Origin of the sequence: Alkalibacillus filiformis, from assembly GCF_030814115.1 — a bacterium.
GTDB lineage: Bacteria > Bacillota > Bacilli > Bacillales > Alkalibacillaceae > Alkalibacillus > Alkalibacillus filiformis.
In genome coordinates this window covers 19,491-37,738 of sequence record NZ_JAUSUP010000016.1, presented here as the reverse complement: position 1 = coordinate 37,738, position 18,248 = coordinate 19,491, and the positions used below count along the sequence as shown (strand labels likewise).

Genomic DNA, 18,248 nt, shown 5'->3' with positions numbered 1-18,248 from the left:
ATTTATCAGCGCTCACAAAAATTTATCAGCGCTCACAAAAATTTATCAGCGCTCACAAAAATTTATCAGCGCTCACAAAAATTTATCAGCGCTCAAACATAAAAAAAGCGAACGTCATTCGACGTTCGCTTCATTTACTCGAAAGCATCTTTATTCCTTAATTTAATAATTCGATAGATGTGGCTGACGATTACTTTCGCTACTGCATAAGTTGGAACCGCAATAATCATCGCTAAAATTCCACCGAATCGTCCCGCAAATAGCAACAGGAATATAATCGTAATTGGATGTATTTGTAGTTTCTTACCCATAACTTGTGGTGCGATTAAATTACTTTCTAATTGCTGGATAATGACAACAATAATGATAACGAGTAATGCTTGGAATGGCGATTCTAACAATCCGACGATAACGCCAGGAATTGTCCCGATCCACGGTCCGATAAACGGAATGAAGTTTGTAAACAAAGCAATAACCGCTAAAATAAGCGCAAAGCGTAGGTCAATGATCGTGTAACCGATAAAAACGAGCACTCCGACAAAACAGCTTACGATGATTTGACCTTGAATGTATGAGCTAAGTGCATCATCCATCTCATCTAAAATACCTTCAACATCCACTTTATAACGTTTCGGTAAAAAGCCAATGACACGCTTCGGAAGACGCTCGCCATCTTTTAACAAGTAAAACAATATAAAAGGGACGACAATAATCGAAATTAAAATGTTCGCGACAACACCGAGATAGTGCGTAATTTGTGATGCAATCGTTGAAAGAATGTTATCTATGTTTTGTTGTAACCCTTCAAAAAACTCGGTGATGGCATCCTCCTCTGGTGATATGCGGGAAAACCAGTCACTAGCTTGAATGCTTAACAACATTTGATTCGCATCTTCAATTAAATCCGGTAATGTGTTAACTAAATTGTTAAATTGTCGTTGCAACTCTGGTGCAATGACCATCACTAAACCTGTAACAATACCAAGCCCTGCAACGAAAACTAACAAAACAGATAACGGCCTTGGTATGTATTTTGATGAAAAGTCCACAAAAGGACGGGTTAAGTAGTATAAAATTCCAGCGATAATAATAGGTATAAATAAGGTTTGAAAAAGCACAAAAATAGGCTGAAAAATAAAACTAACTTGTGTCGCTAGAAAAACAATTAAGAAAACTAAAATAATACCGTAACCAATTCTAAACCATTTTCCATCTGGCATTAAATCTCACCAACTCTCTTTGGTTTCTCTCTCCATTTGTTACTATTCTAATATAGCGGAAAAAAATGTGAAACTATTATCTATTATTATATCTAATTTTGACGGTTTATATAAGTTTTAGAGTAAATTAAAATGTGTTTTTCTTTAATTTTTTTAGATTTTCGTGCATAATTATAATAAACAGAATATTCAAACTTTTAATGTTGGGGTGGTGGCCATGCAATCGGTAAAAATGTTAAAACCTTATTATGTTAAGAAAGATGAGCGGTTTGTCCGTATTATATTAGCTTTCCAATACTTTTCAGTTGTGATGGATGACCAGCTATATCATTTCATTCCGTTAGAGGCTAGAGAAATTGTCATTGATCGTTACAATCGTGAAATTGTCAATAAACAGGATCAATTTGTGTTTCAAAAAGGGGTTAACTATATTAAGTTGCCACTCTATAAACTGATGAGGTTTGAATCGTTTGAAGAGCAGTTAAATAATATTACAGACGAGTATTTTGACGAGCAGCCCCGTGTGACACAAGCAGAAGTAGATTTAGTCATATCTCATTTGGTAGAGCAAAATGTATATCGCCTAATTGATCAATCACTATTGCAAGGAGATAAGGATCAGTTTTTAGAGTTGACTGGTTATTTATATTTAAATGAATAAATAACTAAACGGGGTGGCGATCACCACCCCGTTTAGTTATTAAGTTACTTTGTTTGATGCTAAAAACTCTTTGACGTCTTCTTTACTAATTCCGGCCTCTCTAGCTTCTTTCATTAGCTGAACCCATTCGTTGTCAAGCCCCTTCTGTAAACGAATCTCCATAGCCAATGTACGCATACTCATTCCCCCAACAGATGAGGTAGCCTTGCAATCATAGTTTTCCCCTTAGACCAACAGCTTTGCGTCCCCTTTTTTCAAAAGGTTTGCCTTTTTCTACACCGAAATTATTATTCTAACTATAATACTATAGTTATTTTCAATGATTTAATAGCCCCTTTTCATCCAAAAATTTCTACAAAATAATAGGTTGTTTTTGAATTTCATGGATAAAAGAACCTAAAATGTCAAAAAGCTTCACTTTCTTCTAACCAACTATTAACCTCTTTGAAAATAGAATTCTTAATATGATCTTTCCTTGTTTCATATTGTTCTTTAAATTCATCGATTGTTTGTTTAGGAATTAAATGATCATTGGCTGCTGATTCCATTTCTGCTATAAGTGTTTCAAACTGTCGGTCAGCTTTTTCTTCTATTTCATTTGCTTCGCGTTCATACTTCAATAGGTTAAACCCTTGGGTTATAATACTTTGACCTGACCCAACTTCATCTATTATATCGTCTTTCAATGACTCAATATCACTTAAGATTGATTCTTCTAATTCATTAAATTGATCTTCATATTGCGCAACTAAATCTGTTTCTTCCATATGAATGACTTGGTTAGAATAGGAAACTTCCAAGTAATCTTCTTCATTAATTTGGGCATATGTATGTTCACCTACTTCATCTTCATTTCCTTCATGGTTATAGGGTGAGCCCGAGAAGTCCAAGTAATGAAATGAGAAGTGATAAACGGCATAAGCGGTAATAAAGGTCATAATTAAAAAAGTTTTGCGCATCGTAGACGACCTGCCTTTCTGAAAGCATTGTTGCCCAATTAGCTAAAATTTATACCATCAAATTTAGACATTTTAAGTCATTTTTCACCATATATTGTTCTTCTATAAAATCCCGCCCGTTGTTAGGAGAAGATTCTTATAAATGCTCTCAAATAATAAGGAAGTTCCTATTTTCAAACCTATTTTCAGTGTGGGATAATAAGTGTCGAAGTTTTAAAAAAATTCAATAAAGGAGTTTTCTGTGTGAGTGGTAAGAATTTAACAAGAAAGAAATTAGACAAAACACTCAAACCACATTGGGTATGGGCGATCGCACTTGGTTCGTCGATCGGTTGGGCATCGTTTGTTATGCCTGACACTTGGATGGGTCAAGCCGGTCCATTAGGTGTTATTTTAGGTTTAACAATCGGGGCATTGCTGATGATTATTATTGCAATTAGCTATGGCGTGCTCATTCGTAATTACCCAGTGTCAGGCGGGGAGTTCGCCTACGCTTTTTTAGGTTTAAGTCGATTACATGCGTATATTAGTGGGTGGTTTTTAACGCTAGGTTACATATGTATAGTCGCACTTAATGCAACTGCGTTCTCATTAATGCTTAAGTTTATTTTTCCGAATTTTATCGAACAAGTTAAAGTTTATGAAATTGCAGGTTGGGAAGTTTATTTAACCGAAATTATTATAGCAAGTTTATTAATTGGTATTTTTACATTATTAAACATAAGAGGGACGACGATTTCAGGTCGATTGCAATTTATTTTTGTTGCTATATTAATCGCAGGTGTTTTAACGATTACAATCGGGATGACATCAAGTGGAGAGACATCATTTAGTAACTTAACGCCAGTGTTTACACCGGAAATATCCGCGCTTGCTGCCATATTAACTATTGTGGCGATCGCACCGTTTGCTTACGTTGGGTTTGATAACGTACCGCAAGCGGCAGAGGAATTTAAATTTTCCTCGAAAAAAGCACTAACGCTAATCGTATTAGCTATTTTCTTTGCTGCAGCCATTTATTCATTAATGATCGTTGCAACGGGTGTCGCCATGCCGTGGCAGCAACTTTCTGAAGCGAACCACGCTTGGGGAACGGGTGTCGTCGTACAAGAAGTATTAGGTACAGGTGGATTAATTGTGCTAGCAACGGCATTATCAATGGGGATTTTCACTGGTTTGAATGGTTTCTTAATTTCATCAAGTCGTGTGTTATTCGCTATGTCGAGAGGTAAAGTGTTACCGAAAGCGTTCTCAAATTTACACTCGAAGTATAATACACCTTACTTTGCTATTATTTTTGCTGCGATTGTTGCGATTATTGCACCGTGGTTTGGACGTGAAGTATTAGGTTGGATTGTAGATATGTCATCAGTCGGTGTATCGATCGCCTTTTTCTACACAACGTACACAGCTTATAAACTATTGAGGTGGAATGACAAAGATCCTAAATACGACCCAGAATTACACATCGTTTCACCTGGTAAAAAAGTTGTGACACTGTTAGGGATGGTTGCCAGTTTATCATTCTTAATATTGTTATTGTATCCAGCATCACCAGCCGCATTAGGGATTGAATCACTAATTGCGTTATTAGTTTGGGTTGTAATTGGTGCCATTTTCTATATTGGGCGTCGGAAAGAGCTGATGAAATACACGAGAGAAGAGTTAGCTTACTTAATCTTAGGAGAAGAGAAGTTCAAGTTAAATAAAGACCAAGATAAATAATAGTTATTAGATTATAATTATTATAAAAAGTTGTTTAAACTTTTGGTTATTTACTGATTTGTTCTTCAATATTCGAATTTATTTATCAATGCCAAAAGGATTGTAAAAGGTATATAACTATAATAAAATGTAATTAACCTCGATCATAAAGGTTGATTAGACGCTATCTTTTTTCTTGGCCACCTAATTTATTTAGGTGGTCCTTTTTTTGTTTTAAGAGCTTTGGTGCAATAAAAAAAGCTAGAGTTTAACCCTAGCTTTTAAAGACCTTGATCTTCTTCTTCATTTTCTTTTGCCTCAACATATTGGCTATCAATTTGTAGATGAGCTCGTAACTCTCGACTAATATCACTAATGCTACGTTCATCTAAATCAAAATAATAAATGTCATTAACCCACAAATCACTACCATCAACTTGGTGCTGTTCAATTTCAAGTCCATCGTTACCTGTTACGTATTCGTGTAAACTAACGAGTTGACTAAATGAAATATTCGTTGTCATTCGGTCACCAATTGATTCAATCAACGAATTGTAACGGGTAATAGAGGAAAACGATAAAGTTTGATCAATAATAGATTCAAGTATTTCCATTTGGCGGTTACCACGTTCAAGATCATTGTCGTGTTGTCTCGTCCTTGCCATCGCAAGCGCTTCTTCGCCATTTAACGTTTGTTCACCTGGGTGAATAACAACCGTTCCTTCGTCAGTACTATCTAATTCTTCTAAATAGTATGGCACGTCAAACTCTATTCCACTTAAAGCATCAACGGTATCGACAAACGCCATAAAATCTAACCTAACATAATAATCGACCGGAACATCTAATAAATCTTCAACTACTGAGACGGTTTCATCAAGCCCACCAAAACCATGTGTGTGATTGATTTTATCCTTTGAATACTGATAGCTAACATCGACATATGAATCACGTGGGATGCTAACCATATTAACTGATAAATCGTCCTTGTTAAATGTAGCTAGAACAAGTGCGTCTGCTAAGCTTGACGTACCTTGTCTTGTATCACTATCATCGACACCGACGAACAAAATAGAAATATTGTCTTCACTCGGGTCAACTTCTTCTTCACGTTGTTCAGAGTGTTCGCCTCGTTCAAGATCTTGATATGATTCTGTTACTGCTTTTTCAGCTTCTTGATAAAGGTTGAAAAAGTAATAGGTAACACCACCAGCTGCTAGTAGGAAAGTAACTAGTGTCGTGATTAATAATTTTTTCTTAAAACTCATTCCGGATTCCCCTTTTATATTTGAATATCACGCTCAATATATTTTTTCTCACCATCACGCATTTCAACTTGATCACTCGTGAAATCAATAATCCAGCCCTTGAACGAATCGACCTCTGATACTGGAACTAAGACGTGGAAAGATACTTGCTCAGCATAATCGATGTTTTCAATTAACTGCTCATGGTTTCTTAGTTCATTTTCAAGCTTTCCAAGCATACCATAGTCAGCAGTAATAATAACTTCTCGCATTAAAGATCGTTTAACAACACCAATCTGACGGATCGCTTCTGAAGTTGAATTGGAATAAGCGCGTATTAAACCACCTGCACCAAGTTTAACCCCACCGAAATAACGAGTGACGACAATTGCTGTGTCCTTTAAGTCCATTTGTTTTAAAACTTCAAGCATTGGCACACCAGCTGTACCACTCGGTTCTCCGTCGTCTTGTGCTTTTTGGATTAAATTTTGTTCACCAATCATGTAAGCAGAACAATTGTGTGTTGCACTGGCGTGTTCTTTTTTGATTTTTTGTATAAATGCTTGCGCTTCTTCTTCAGTTTCGGTACGTTTGATATGACCGATAAAATGAGATTTTTGTATATTGATTTCATGTTTTCCTTCATTTTTTACAGTTAAGTAATATTCTAACATAATGATAATCCTCCTAAACTATCATTATATATAAACAAAATATGATGGGCAATTATATAGACGTATTTTATACCGTTTTAGTTACAGGGAAATATAAAAAAATACAAAATAAATCAAAACCCCCAAAAGTTTTTGCATAAAAAACGAACAATATAGTCATAATGGTGGAGGAATCTCTATGTCAAAAGTTTTAGAACAAGACCAAGCCCTTAATAAAATCATCGAAGAGATGGTCAATGTCGTTTCAAATAGTAAAGAAGAAATATTTGACCTCGGTGAAAATGCGCGTAAAGAACAACAAGAATTAGCTAAAGAAGTTCTGCAAATTCGTAAAGATGTTAGTAAAATGATTGATGAAAATGATCAATTGGAGCGAAGGTTAAAGTTAGCTCGTCAAAGGTTAACAGAGGTTAGTCGAAACTTTAGTAAGTATTCTGAAGAGCAAGTTCAAAAAGCATATAGCGATACGCATGAATTACAAACAAAGCTCGTCGTCCAACGTCAACAAGAAGTTGGACTTATTAAGCGACGAGACGAGTTAGAGCATCGTATTCGTGGTTTAAATGAAAATATTGAGCGAACAGAAAACCTTATTGGTAAAATTAACGTCGTATTGAATTACTTAACTAATGATTTTCAGAATGTTAATGAAGCAATCACTTCAGCTAAAGAGAAGTATGAATTTGGATTGCAAATTATCGATGCACAAGAAGAAGAACGAAGGAAATTATCTCGAGAGATTCACGATGGCCCAGCGCAAATGTTAGCTAATGTTATGATTCGCTCAGATATTGTACAGAAAACAATTCGTGAGCGTGGCGTTGACGAAGCCTTGAAAGAAATGAAAGACGTTAAGGAAATGGTTCGTGGTGCTTTGTATGAAGTGCGAAGAATTATCTATGACTTAAGACCAATGGCGTTAGATGATTTAGGTCTAGTTCCGACATTGAGAAAATACTTATCTACAATTGAAGAATATCACAAACTAAAAGTTGAATTTAAACCAAACAAAGACGGAGATCGTTACTCACAAAAATTTGAAGCAGCTGCTTTCCGATTAGTGCAAGAAGGTGTTCAAAATGCAATTAAACATGCTAATACGAGCTTAATTCAAGTGCAATTTGAACAAGCCTATAATAAGTTGAACATCCATATTGTTGATCATGGGAAAGGGTTTAATGTCGATGAGAAAAAAGAAAATTCTTTTGGCTTAACAGGAATGCGTGAGCGTGTTGAAATGTTAAATGGTCAAATGGACATTAAGTCTACAGAGGGTAAAGGGACTAAAGTATCGATTTCATTGCCGATTATTTATTAATAATTCAAGTTATTTAATAAATTTGCATGAAATAGTACCTAGATAACCTTAATTGTAGTATAATTATATTATTATTTTACGGGGGATAAAGAGCGGCTTGAGTAACGATTAGGATTGAAGGAGGAGTAACATGTCAACAAATATCGTTCTTATAGACGATCATAAACTTTTCCGAGAAGGAATTAAGCGCATCTTAGAGTTTGAGGAAGATTTTAACGTCGTTGCTGAAGCTAGCGATGGATCAGAAGCTTTAGCCGTTATCGAGGAAAATCAACCAGACGTCGTTATTATGGATATAAACATGCCGGATGTTAATGGAGTAGAGGCTACTAAACAATTAATCGATCAGCACGGTGACCTTAAAGTCATTATTCTATCAATCCATGATGATGAATCTTACGTTACACACGCTCTTAAATCTGGTGCACTAGGGTATATGTTGAAAGAAATGGATACTGAAGAACTAGTGAACGCCATTAAAGTCGTCAGCAAAGGTGGATCATATATCCATCCGAAAGTGACGCACAGGTTAATAAGAGAATATCGCCGACTTTCAAATGTTGGTGGCGAAAGCCAAGACGCAGCATTTGAGTATATCGAATATCGTAAGCCCCTTCATCTACTTACTCGCCGTGAATGTGAAGTTTTACAATTGATGACAGATGGGCGCAGCAATAGAGGGATTTCAGAAGACCTTTATATTAGTGAAAAAACGGTGAAAAACCACGTATCTAACATTCTTCAGAAAATGAATGTGAATGACAGAACGCAAGCTGTCGTTACAGCGATTAAAAATGGCTGGGTACTTGTAAGGTAGAAAGACACCACTCACAAATTGTGAGTGGTGATTTTTTCTTTTATGTACGATATTTAAAATTACCGATGCAAAAAAGTACACGTTATTGTAAAATATGGATTAGGGAGGTCGATGGTATGAAAACAGCTGTTTTAACTGATAGCACGGCATACATACCTCAAGAACAATTAGATCATTGGAATATATATATGGTGCCGCTCAGTGTTACATTTGGTGATGAAAGTTATCGTGAATTAGTTGATATTACAACTAGAGAGTTTTACGAAAAAGTAAGAACGGAAAAAGATTTACCGAAAACAAGCCAGCCGTCTGTAGGGGACTTCACAACGAAATTTGAAGAGATCGCCAACGACTATGACGCCGTTGTTTCAATCCATTTATCAAGTGGAATTAGTGGAACATACCAAGCAGCTGTTTCAGCAGGTGATATGGTTGAAGGTTTAGAAGTTCATCCATTTGATTCTGAAATAAGTTGTATGGCACAAGGCTTTTACGTACTAGAAGCGGCTCAAATGGCCCAAGATGGTGCAACACCTGAAGAAATTTTAAATCGTCTTAAAGAAATGAAACAAGACATGAGTGCATACTTCATGGTAGACGACTTAAGCCACCTTGCACGCGGTGGTCGTTTAACAGGTGCACAAGCAATGGTCGGTAGCTTGTTACAAGTGAAACCTTTACTTCACTTCGAAGATACAAAAATCGTCCCATTCGAAAAGATCCGTACGAGCAAAAAAGCATACAAACGTATGGAAAACTTATTAAAAGAAGCGGCAGATGAAGCTGATGAAATGAAAGCTGTTATCATCCACGCCGAACGAGAAGAAATCGCGAAGAAGTGGAAAGACGAGCTATCCGAAAAATATCCAAACGTAGAATTTACTATTAGCTACTTCGGACCAGTAATCGGCACACACCTCGGAGAAGGCGGCATCGGCTTAGGTTGGTATAAAGTTAAATAAAAGGTACGCAGATGAGACAAGCTCATCTGCGTTTTTTTTGTTGGAGTTAGTGAGCGCTGAGAATATGCACAAGCGCCGATAAATTTACGTGAGCGCTGATAAAAAATCGTAAGCGCCGATAAATCATATGCAAACGCTGATAAAAAATCTTGAACACCAATAAAAATACCTAACCGATCCCCAAAATTAATCCAAAACACTTCTCTTTTTATAAAAAATTAACTATAATATTGTTTTAGAAAGGAAGTGTTCTATGAAATGATTTTATTACCTCAACAAAAACCCTCGAGTCTAGCTCAGCTAGAAGTAATCGCCCCTCGTCTAATGAAACATTCCCCAGTTTATCAAAATGTTCGCGACCGATATCGCCGTGAAAAGTCAGGCTATGATGGAGAGCGATCGCTAAATTATTATTTCAACTTCTTACCACAAAACGCCATCTATTTACATGGCCTCCGTGTCGAAGAACGGCAATTCACTTTCCAAATTGACCATTTAATACTATTCCCTAACTTTTTCCTTATAATCGAAGTGAAAAATAATGCTGGCCTCATCAAGTACAACACGGAAACCGGAGTGCTTAAGTGCATTAAAAGTGATGGAACTTATGAACATTATGGCGATCCGTTTATCCAAGCGAGAATTCAGCGTTTTAAACTAAAGAAACTCCTTGAACCATCTGGATTCACTGTTCCTCCGATCCACACGTTAGTCGTCTTTTCACACCAAGATGCAGTTTTAGAAATTGAAGGCCACCAGCCAGATCTAATTATCAGCCAACGCCTTCCATGGAGAGTATCCGAGTTAGAACAAAAATATACCACGCCTATATTCTCAAATGATGAATTACTTAATGTAGGAAAGATGCTAAAAACCAAACATCAACCTAAAGAAGTCGACATCATGAAAGAATGTAATGTTAAGAAGGAACATATTAGAAATGGCGTTTGGTGTACTAATTGTAAAAAATATATGATGAAACGTATAAATCGTAACTGGAGATGCCCATCCTGTAAGCACAAAGATCCTAATGCTCATATAAATGCCTTAGAAGAGTACAAGCTGATCTTCGAGAGTGAAATTAAAAATAAACAAGCTAGAGAGTTTCTTCAAGTACCAAATGATGTAGCCAAAAGATTGTTGAAGAAAACGTGCTCCTCTTATGTAGGGGAGAGGAAGTCGAGAGTTTATACATTATCCTAGCTTATGAGACAAGAGCTGATCAACTCGTGTGAGCGCTGATAAATATTTACGAGCGCCGATAAATTTGTTTGAACGCCGATGAATATTCCGTGAGCGCTGATAAAAATGTACGAACGCCGATAAATATTCAACGAGCGCTGATAAAAAACTCTGAGCGCTGATAAATGCTTACCACCACGCCCACTGTATCTATAAATCTTCAGAGAAAGGACCAATCCTATGACAACAACTCCCCCATTAATAGAAGACCTCGCAAGGAAATTTTCTACTAAACTATTACTCAAACATGAACTCAATCTATCAGAGCATCGATTTCAATACCTAATAGACCAAAACTACCTACAAGAAGTCGACGGAATCCGCTCAACCCTCAACTTTCACGAATGCAACCGTTGCTTCAACAAAAATCAATCCCTATTCGGTAAAATTCCACAACACGCCCGCGCCCCGATCACCTACTGCAAAAAGTGTATTCAGATGGGGCGAGTAAGCACAAAAGAATCGCTCTATAGGTGGACCGGTACACACCCAATGCGTCACAAAGTCATGAACCCTCTTAAATGGAAGGGGATCCTAACCCCGTTACAAGAAAAGGCGTCACAAAAAATGGTTGAAGCCGTCAACAATCAATCCAAGCTATTAATCTATGCCGTTTGTGGTGCTGGTAAAACAGAAATGCTTTATGCCGGGATCCAAGAAGCGATCAAGCAAAATAAGAGAGTGTGCGTTGCGACACCACGTGCTGATGTTGTAAGGGAGCTTGCGCCACGATTACGTCGTGACTTTCCAACGATTCACTCGTCTGCATTGTACGGTGGTTCAACCGAGCGCGACCAGAACAATCATTTAGTGATCGCAACAACTCATCAACTGCTACGCTATGAGAATTCTTTTGACCTCATGATCGTTGATGAGGTCGATGCATTCCCTTACCACCGTGACAAAACACTACCGAAAGCAGTCACCCGCGCGTCCAAACCTAATAGCACACAAATTTACTTAACCGCTACTCCAAGACGATCTCACAAACTTCAAATCGCAACGAAACAAATTCCAACAGTCTCAATTCCTAGCCGTTACCACGGACACCCGATTCCGACACCAACATTCCAAGCAGTCCTCCGTCTGAACGACAAGCTTGAGAAAGGCGTACTGCCACCTAAAATCACTCAGTGGATCAAAGAAAAACAAACGACCAACCGCCGCTTTTTACTGTTCGCACCGACGATTCAACTCGCTGAAAAACTAGCAGAAAAGCTAAACATGCCTTATGTCCACGCCGAAAGTCCTGATCGCGAGTATTTAATAAAACAGTTCCGTGCACGTGCCTTCCAATCTCTGATTACGACAACGATTTTAGAGCGTGGCGTTACCTTCCCGTCCATTGATGTAGCGGTCATTCAAGCGGACCACCATGTGTTTGACGAAGCAGCGCTCATCCAAATTGCTGGTCGTGCAGGCCGAAGCGCTAGCGACCCGACAGGCGATGTTACCTTTTTCTACGAATATAAGACCAATGCGATGATCCAAGCGCGCAACTATACCATTTTAAAAAATAAAGAAGCCAAGAGGTGCAATATATGATTTGTTACCTATGTTTAACATCAATTAAAGAAGACACAACGTGGAGTAACTTTTTGAATCCACAATACCGCACCATTTGTGACCACTGTGAAGAAAAACTCGATAAAATCACTCACCCTCATTGCCAAAAATGTATGAAACCCACCGATAATGAAAAATGCGGCGACTGCCTCCGCTGGGAACAACACTTTGGCGAAGACCCTCTAGGTCGAAATGTTTCCATATATACATACAACGATTATATGAAAGACTTGATTGCACGCTTTAAATACCGCGGAGATTATGAAATGATTAACGCTTGGAAAAAGAGTGTCCGCACATCTTTTAACGAACAATTTAACAACCAAGATCTTTTAGTAGTCCCCATCCCACTAGGCGAAGACCGCTATACAATTAGACAGTTCAACCAAGCCGAAGCAATCGCGAGCCTATTAAATGAACCAATCCACCAACTCCTCACCCGTCAAGATGGCCAAAAACAATCAAAGAAATCAAGGCGTGAACGAGTTTTCTCCAATAACCCTTTCCAACTAAAAGAACAGCCACCCGAATCGATCCTTCTAGTTGACGACATTTACACGACTGGCACAACCATTCGCCAAGCTGCATCACTTTTAAAAGAGGCGGGTGCCGAACATGTCCAATCTTTAACTTTAATCCGAAGCTAATTTTCCTGAACCACTTTGTAAATAAAAATAGTTGCCGATATAATAGATAGAAGAAAATCGAGGAGGAATCAGGATGGGAGAATTAGCGAACTGCCCAAATTGTGGTGAGCTTTTCGTCAAAGGAGTACAAACAGTATGTCAGACATGCTTTCAAGAGGAAGAAGAAAAGTTTGAAACAGTTTATGTTTTCATCAGAAAAAAGAAAAATCGTACAGCGACGATGAACAAAGTGTCTGAAGAAACAGGAGTCGAAAAGTCATTAATTCAAAAATGGCTAAGACAAAGAAGAATTCAGCCTGGCACTTTCCCAAATTTAACTTATCAATGCGAGCGTTGCGATACACAGATTTATGAAGGAAAGCTTTGCTTAGATTGTGCTGGTGATTTAAAGACTGACTTACAACAAAGTGAAGAAAAAACAATCGCTGAAAAAGAAAACGAAAATAAGCGTCAACAAGTTTATTACAATGTTGACAAAGAAAATAAATGGAGAAACTAAACATCCTAGCAAAAAGACCGATAAAATAAAGAGAAATGTTCGTTCAATAAAGGGGTGAGAAGGATGAAAATTAATCCGACTAACAAACCACATTTAAACCCATACCAAAAGCAAATGCAGAACCAACCGGCTAAGCAATCTAACCAACAATCAGATAAGGTTGAGATCTCGAATAAAGCTAAAGCGATGCAAGAAGGTAATTCGATTGAAAAGGCACGTCAAGATCATGTTCAGTCGATTAAGCAACAAGTTCAAGATGGAGAATATGACGTTAATTTGAAAAAGACAGCTGAGAAATTACTAGAATTTTATCGCGGTTAAGGAGGACTTCCGTTGTTAATCGAGTCCATTATTGAGAAGTTAGAAAAGATTCAACAACTAAATGAAAGCTTATATCAATTGTCTCAAGATAAAACAGAACGCCTAAAAAATAATGATCTTGAGACATTCAATGAGCTTTTAATAACAGAGCGTAAACATGCACAAGCGATCGACCAGCTTGAAGCAAAACGTGTTCAAGAAACAGATGCATGGTTCCAACAAAATGATTTAAATGACGAAGAGCAGACGATCACGAATATGATTGAGTACATTCAAGACGGCGAGCAGAAAGAGCGTCTTGAATCGTTGTATGAAAAGTTAGTCTATGTATTAGCTAACTTAAAACAACAAGAACAATTAAACCGTGATTTAACACATCAGTCTTTACAGTATCTTGAATTGACGTTAGACCTAATAAAACCAACATATCAAAAAGACTTAAATTACCGAAAACCACAACAGCAAACAAACCAAACGACAGATCGTTCAGTATTTGATTCAAAAGCATAGTTCACGAGAGGAGCGTAACCAATGGCGACATCAACATTCCACGGATTGGAAGTAGCAAGAAGAGCACTCGCTACACAACAATCCGCGTTACATACAACGAGTCATAACATTTCTAATGCGAATACAGAAGGTTATTCAAGACAACGCGTCAATTTCGAAGCATCTCAAGCCTTTCCAATGCCAGCACGAAACGCCCCGCAACTTGCAGGCCAACTTGGAACAGGTGTTGAAGCAGGCCAAATTGAACGTGTTCGCGATCAGTTTTTAGACTTCCAATATCGAGCTGAAAACAACCAAGCTGGTTACTACGAAAGTAAAGCAGAAGCCTTAAAACGTATGGAAGATATTATGAATGAACCAAGTGATTCTGGTCTTGCAAGCACGATGGATCAGTTTTGGGAATCGATTCAAGACGTTGCCACGAATCCTGAAGATGGTGGTGCTCGCCGTGTTATGCAACAACGTGGACAAGCTGTATCAGAAACGTTCCACCACTTACACGAGAAACTGACAGACGTTCAAGGTGAGCTAAAAAACCAAATGGATACAAATTCTGGTCAAGTCAACACACTAGTTAATCAAATTCAACAAATTAATGACCAAATTAGTCGTGTCGAGCCGAATGGTGATTTACCGAATGACCTTTATGATCGTAGAGATGTGTTAATTGATGAATTATCTCAGTTCGTCAACATTGATGTTTCCTATGAATCCAATGGTGGCCATTCAAAAGAAAGTGCAGAAGGACAAGCGATTATCAATTTAATAGATCATAATGGTGCCGAGGTTGACGGAGGAACATTAATTGACGCTGAAAATAATATGGCCGGGTTAGACGTACAGTTTACTGGTGAAAATAATGAGATTGTCTCAAGTGTTGGAATTGGCCCAATAGGTGATGATGGTCAAGTTGATGTAGAGCAAACAATCGAAGCAAGCAATTTTAATACACCAGGTAAATTACAAGGGTTAATTCATGCAAATGGATATGACTCTGGTGAAACAGATGATGAAGGTAATCCAATCTATGCAGGAGATTATGTAGAAATGCTTGATGGCTTAAATCAAATGGCACATGCATTTGTTAATGAATTCAACGCCCAACATGAACAAGGGTTTGACTTAAATGGTGATGAAGGTGGTATTTTCTTTAACGAACTTAATGATGTAGAAAATGCCGCTGCTTCCATTTCAGTTTCCGAAGATATTTTGGATAATGAAAATTTAATCGCAGCTAGTGGAACCGGGCAACCAGGTGATGGCTCTAATGCAAGGGCTCTATCCGATGTAAAAGACCAAAATTTGGATGAACTTGGTGGACAATCAACCCAAAAATACTATGAAGCATTAATTGGTGACTTAGGTGTAAAAGCCCAAGAAGCTAACAGAATGGCACAAAACACATCTGACTTACGTGAGTCTGTAAACAATAATCGTGAATCAATTAGCGGTGTATCATTGGATGAAGAAATGTCGAACATGATTAAATTCCAACATGCATACAACGCTGCAGCACGTAGTATGACAGTCGTCGATGAAACACTAGATCGCGTTATTAACCAAATGGGTATTGTCGGAAGGTAGGTGAATCGTAATGCGCGTTACACAAAACATGTTAAACAATAATATGCTTAATAACTTAAGACAAAACAGTGCTGAAATGCAACGCTCGATGGAACAACTATCAACTGGTAAGAAAATTAACCGCCCTTCAGATGATCCAGTTGTAGCAATGAAAGGTGTTGACTATCGCTCAGAGCTTTCAAAAGTTGAACAGTTTGAGCGTAACATGTCAGAAGTAAGAAGTTGGATGGATACATCTGATGAAGCGATGAATGAAGCGGGGCAGAGTCTGCAACGAATTCGTGAACTCGTTGTACAAGCTAGTAACGACACTTACGACGGTGATGACCGTGCTAATATGGCGAGTGAAGTAGAAGAAATTAAAAATCACCTTACTGAATTAGCGAATTCTAGAGTTAATAATAAGTACATTTTCAACGGTGCGAACACTTTAGAGCCGCGATTCGACATTGATGAAGAAGGTAATAGAACGTCAGAAAATGCTAATGATGATGCAGTTGAAATTGAAGTGTCTGATGGCGTTTATATTCAGTCGAATATTAATCCAGAGAATGCATTTTCAGACGAGATGTTTAATAGTTTGGACGAAGTTGTTGACGCTCTAAGAGGCGGTGACTTAGAAGAAGGTGAAGATGGCGCTGAAGTTAGAGTGAGCCAATTTCTAGATGAATTAGATGACCATAATCAAAACTTAGTGAACGAGCGTGCGGACTTAGGTGCTCGTATGAATCGCGCTGACTTGATTGAAAACCGTCTATCACAACAAAAAGTTACAACGAACCAACTAAAATCTAATAATGAAGATGCTGATATGTCAGAAGTGATTATGAACCTGCAAATGCAAGAAAACGTACACCGTGCATCACTTGGAGCAGGTGCGCGCGTACTTCAACCAACATTAATGGATTTCTTAAACTAATTTAGCTATCTGTGAAAGCAGATAGCTTTTCTACATAGTTAGGAAAGTAGGGAAGATATATGCAACTACCTCCAATTCAATATCACATTCAAAGAGGGCAAATCGCGATTGATCAAACAGATGGACAATTGCAAATTGATCAGCGTGAAGCGGACTTGCAAATAAGCCAACCTGAAGCTGACCTTCAAATTACTCACACACCATCTAAGTTAACAATTGATCAAACCGCAGCCTGGCGCGACATGGGTATTATTAGTATTGATGAATCAATTTCTAACAGTGCCAATGAAGGTATGCAAAAAGCAATAGAAGGCATGGCTAGACGGGCACGAGAAGGTAATGAAATGCAACGTATTGAAAATGGTGGAGATGCAATTCCGCGAATTGCTAAACGAAATATGCCAAATGAGCGTCAAGACTTTACGATTGGTTTTATACCATCTTCGTATTTTGCTGTCGATATTGATTACGATCCAGGTAATGTTGAAGTTAATGCTCAAAAAAATGATCCGATAATCGAAGCACGAGCAAATGAACCGATCATTGATTACACACCTGGACAACTCGATATTTATTTAGCACAGGAACCGTACTTTGAAATCGAAGTTGATATGGAAACTTTCCGAGCGCAACAGCTTGATATGAAAATTTAACAGAAGGGTTGATTAGACCTATGAAGATTGAAACAGTATATTTTGGAAGTATAGAAATAAACAAAGAAGACTTAATTCATTTTGAAAGTGGGCTACCAGGCTTTCAAAACGAGACACAATTTACCTTACTAGATTTAGAAGGAAACCCCGCTTTTAAAGTATTACAATCTGCACAAACAGAATCACTTGCTTTTGTTGTAACCAATCCATTTTTAATTCAGCCAGATTATGAATTCAAACTAGATGATTCAACAGTAGAACAATTAAATGTAAAAAAGCCAGAAGACATCTCTGTTTGGTCGATTGTTACTTTGAAAGAACCGTTTGAGACATCAACACACAACCTCCAAGCACCAGTTGTTATTAATAACGAGAGTAAAAAAGCAAAACAAATTTCACTAAACCACCCAAGCTACCATACAAAACACTCAATTAAAGGAGGGGAGCATCAACATGCTAGTTCTGACTAGGAAACAAGGCGAATCAATCCAAGTAAGTGATGATATAGAAATTAAAATTTTATCGATTGATGGAGATCAAATAAAACTTGGCATTGATGCTCCCAAACACGTTGATATACATAGGAAAGAAGTTTACCAACAAATCACCCAAGAAAACCAAGAAGCAAGTCAACTATCAAAAAATACAATAAATCTATTAAAAAATCCCAAAAAAGACTAAAACTTATTAAAAGCTTGTCGATATTATAAATGTAAGGATACCAGTCAAACGTCGGCCGACTAAA

At 37.6% G+C, this 18,248-nt stretch carries 21 protein-coding genes, 1 pseudogene and 1 riboswitch; of the genes and pseudogenes, 17 read left to right on the top strand and 5 right to left on the bottom strand.

All coding sequences use genetic code 11. The features are described 5' to 3' along the window. Positions 1 to 134: 134 nt before the first annotated feature. Positions 135 to 1,220, bottom strand: coding sequence for an AI-2E family transporter (locus J2R98_RS13580; protein ID WP_307069901.1), 1,086 nt, complete (start codon positions 1,218 to 1,220; stop codon positions 135 to 137). Positions 1,221 to 1,437: 217 nt separating this feature from the next. On the opposite strand from J2R98_RS13580, the gene J2R98_RS13575 reads away from it, so the two are divergent. Continuing rightward, positions 1,438 to 1,881: an IDEAL domain-containing protein gene (locus J2R98_RS13575; protein ID WP_307069896.1), complete on the top strand. Its 444-nt coding sequence runs from the start codon at positions 1,438 to 1,440 to the stop codon at positions 1,879 to 1,881. Positions 1,882 to 1,920: 39 nt separating this feature from the next. Here the strand turns inward: J2R98_RS13575 and J2R98_RS13570 are convergent, their stop codons facing one another. Further along, positions 1,921 to 2,058 carry an anti-repressor SinI family protein gene (locus J2R98_RS13570; protein WP_307069894.1) on the bottom strand — a complete coding sequence of 46 codons (138 nt, stop codon included), beginning with the start codon at positions 2,056 to 2,058 and terminating at the stop codon, positions 1,921 to 1,923. 18 nt (positions 2,059 to 2,076) lie between these two features. Further along, positions 2,077 to 2,159: riboswitch (cyclic di-GMP riboswitch) on the bottom strand. 126 nt (positions 2,160 to 2,285) lie between these two features. Beyond that, on the bottom strand, positions 2,286 to 2,840 hold the full coding sequence (locus tag J2R98_RS13565; protein WP_307069892.1) for a clathrin light chain: 555 nt from the start codon (positions 2,838 to 2,840) through the stop codon (positions 2,286 to 2,288). A gap of 243 nt (positions 2,841 to 3,083) precedes the next feature. On the opposite strand from J2R98_RS13565, the gene J2R98_RS13560 reads away from it, so the two are divergent. Then, complete coding sequence (locus J2R98_RS13560) at positions 3,084 to 4,565, top strand: APC family permease (protein WP_307069890.1); 1,482 nt, start codon at positions 3,084 to 3,086, stop codon at positions 4,563 to 4,565. A gap of 260 nt (positions 4,566 to 4,825) precedes the next feature. Here J2R98_RS13560 and J2R98_RS13555 read toward each other — a convergent pair whose 3' ends face one another. Then, positions 4,826 to 5,812, bottom strand: a complete 987-nt coding sequence (locus tag J2R98_RS13555; protein WP_307069888.1) for an LCP family protein — start codon at positions 5,810 to 5,812, stop codon at positions 4,826 to 4,828. 14 nt (positions 5,813 to 5,826) lie between these two features. Further along, positions 5,827 to 6,465 (bottom strand): YigZ family protein, encoded by a 639-nt coding sequence (locus tag J2R98_RS13550; protein WP_307069885.1) that lies wholly within the window; start codon positions 6,463 to 6,465, stop codon positions 5,827 to 5,829. A gap of 178 nt (positions 6,466 to 6,643) precedes the next feature. Here J2R98_RS13550 and J2R98_RS13545 point away from each other — a divergent pair, with 178 nt between their 5' ends. The 15 genes and pseudogenes from J2R98_RS13545 (at position 6,644) to csrA (ending at position 18,184) form a co-directional block, all read left to right on the top strand. Next, positions 6,644 to 7,783 (top strand): sensor histidine kinase, encoded by a 1,140-nt coding sequence (locus tag J2R98_RS13545; protein WP_307069883.1) that lies wholly within the window; start codon positions 6,644 to 6,646, stop codon positions 7,781 to 7,783. A 130-nt stretch (positions 7,784 to 7,913) separates the two neighbouring features. Beyond that, positions 7,914 to 8,600 (top strand): response regulator, encoded by a 687-nt coding sequence (locus J2R98_RS13540; RefSeq protein ID WP_307069881.1) that lies wholly within the window; start codon positions 7,914 to 7,916, stop codon positions 8,598 to 8,600. A 116-nt stretch (positions 8,601 to 8,716) separates the two neighbouring features. Further along, positions 8,717 to 9,562: a DegV family protein gene (locus tag J2R98_RS13535; protein ID WP_307069879.1), complete on the top strand. Its 846-nt coding sequence runs from the start codon at positions 8,717 to 8,719 to the stop codon at positions 9,560 to 9,562. Positions 9,563 to 9,820: 258 nt separating this feature from the next. Next, a complete protein-coding gene (locus J2R98_RS13530; RefSeq protein ID WP_307069877.1) occupies positions 9,821 to 10,765 on the top strand; it encodes a nuclease-related domain-containing protein in 945 nt (314 codons plus the stop codon). Positions 10,766 to 10,984: 219 nt separating this feature from the next. Then, positions 10,985 to 11,263 (top strand): annotated as a pseudogene (locus tag J2R98_RS14590) (DNA/RNA helicase); the annotation flags it as partial. Beyond that, positions 11,243 to 12,349, top strand: a complete 1,107-nt coding sequence (locus J2R98_RS13525) for an ATP-dependent helicase ComFA (protein WP_307069875.1) — start codon at positions 11,243 to 11,245, stop codon at positions 12,347 to 12,349. The pseudogene J2R98_RS14590 and the gene J2R98_RS13525, both read left to right, overlap by 21 nt. After that, on the top strand, positions 12,346 to 13,017 hold the full coding sequence (locus J2R98_RS13520) for a ComF family protein (protein WP_307069873.1): 672 nt from the start codon (positions 12,346 to 12,348) through the stop codon (positions 13,015 to 13,017). The genes J2R98_RS13525 and J2R98_RS13520 overlap by 4 nt, the downstream gene beginning before the upstream one ends. 73 nt (positions 13,018 to 13,090) lie before the next feature. Next, complete coding sequence (locus J2R98_RS13515) at positions 13,091 to 13,516, top strand: TIGR03826 family flagellar region protein (protein WP_307069870.1); 426 nt, start codon at positions 13,091 to 13,093, stop codon at positions 13,514 to 13,516. Positions 13,517 to 13,579: 63 nt separating this feature from the next. Continuing rightward, the gene (gene flgM, locus J2R98_RS13510; protein WP_307069868.1) at positions 13,580 to 13,837 is read left to right on the top strand and encodes a flagellar biosynthesis anti-sigma factor FlgM; all 258 of its coding nucleotides are present in this window, start codon (positions 13,580 to 13,582) and stop codon (positions 13,835 to 13,837) included. A 12-nt stretch (positions 13,838 to 13,849) separates the two neighbouring features. Beyond that, positions 13,850 to 14,347 (top strand): flagellar protein FlgN, encoded by a 498-nt coding sequence (locus J2R98_RS13505; RefSeq protein ID WP_307069867.1) that lies wholly within the window; start codon positions 13,850 to 13,852, stop codon positions 14,345 to 14,347. A gap of 21 nt (positions 14,348 to 14,368) precedes the next feature. Continuing rightward, positions 14,369 to 15,931, top strand: coding sequence for a flagellar hook-associated protein FlgK (gene flgK / locus J2R98_RS13500; protein ID WP_307069865.1), 1,563 nt, complete (start codon positions 14,369 to 14,371; stop codon positions 15,929 to 15,931). Between the two features lie 10 nt (positions 15,932 to 15,941). Then, entirely contained in the window at positions 15,942 to 16,850 is a 909-nt protein-coding gene (gene flgL / locus J2R98_RS13495) for a flagellar hook-associated protein FlgL (protein ID WP_307069863.1), read from the top strand. A gap of 59 nt (positions 16,851 to 16,909) precedes the next feature. Continuing rightward, positions 16,910 to 17,503 carry a DUF6470 family protein gene (locus J2R98_RS13490; protein ID WP_307069862.1) on the top strand — a complete coding sequence of 198 codons (594 nt, stop codon included), beginning with the start codon at positions 16,910 to 16,912 and terminating at the stop codon, positions 17,501 to 17,503. A 20-nt stretch (positions 17,504 to 17,523) separates the two neighbouring features. Then, entirely contained in the window at positions 17,524 to 17,973 is a 450-nt protein-coding gene (gene fliW / locus J2R98_RS13485) for a flagellar assembly protein FliW (RefSeq protein ID WP_307069860.1), read from the top strand. Beyond that, positions 17,957 to 18,184 (top strand): carbon storage regulator CsrA, encoded by a 228-nt coding sequence (gene csrA / locus J2R98_RS13480; protein WP_307069858.1) that lies wholly within the window; start codon positions 17,957 to 17,959, stop codon positions 18,182 to 18,184. The genes fliW and csrA overlap by 17 nt, the downstream gene beginning before the upstream one ends. Positions 18,185 to 18,248 lie beyond the last annotated feature (64 nt).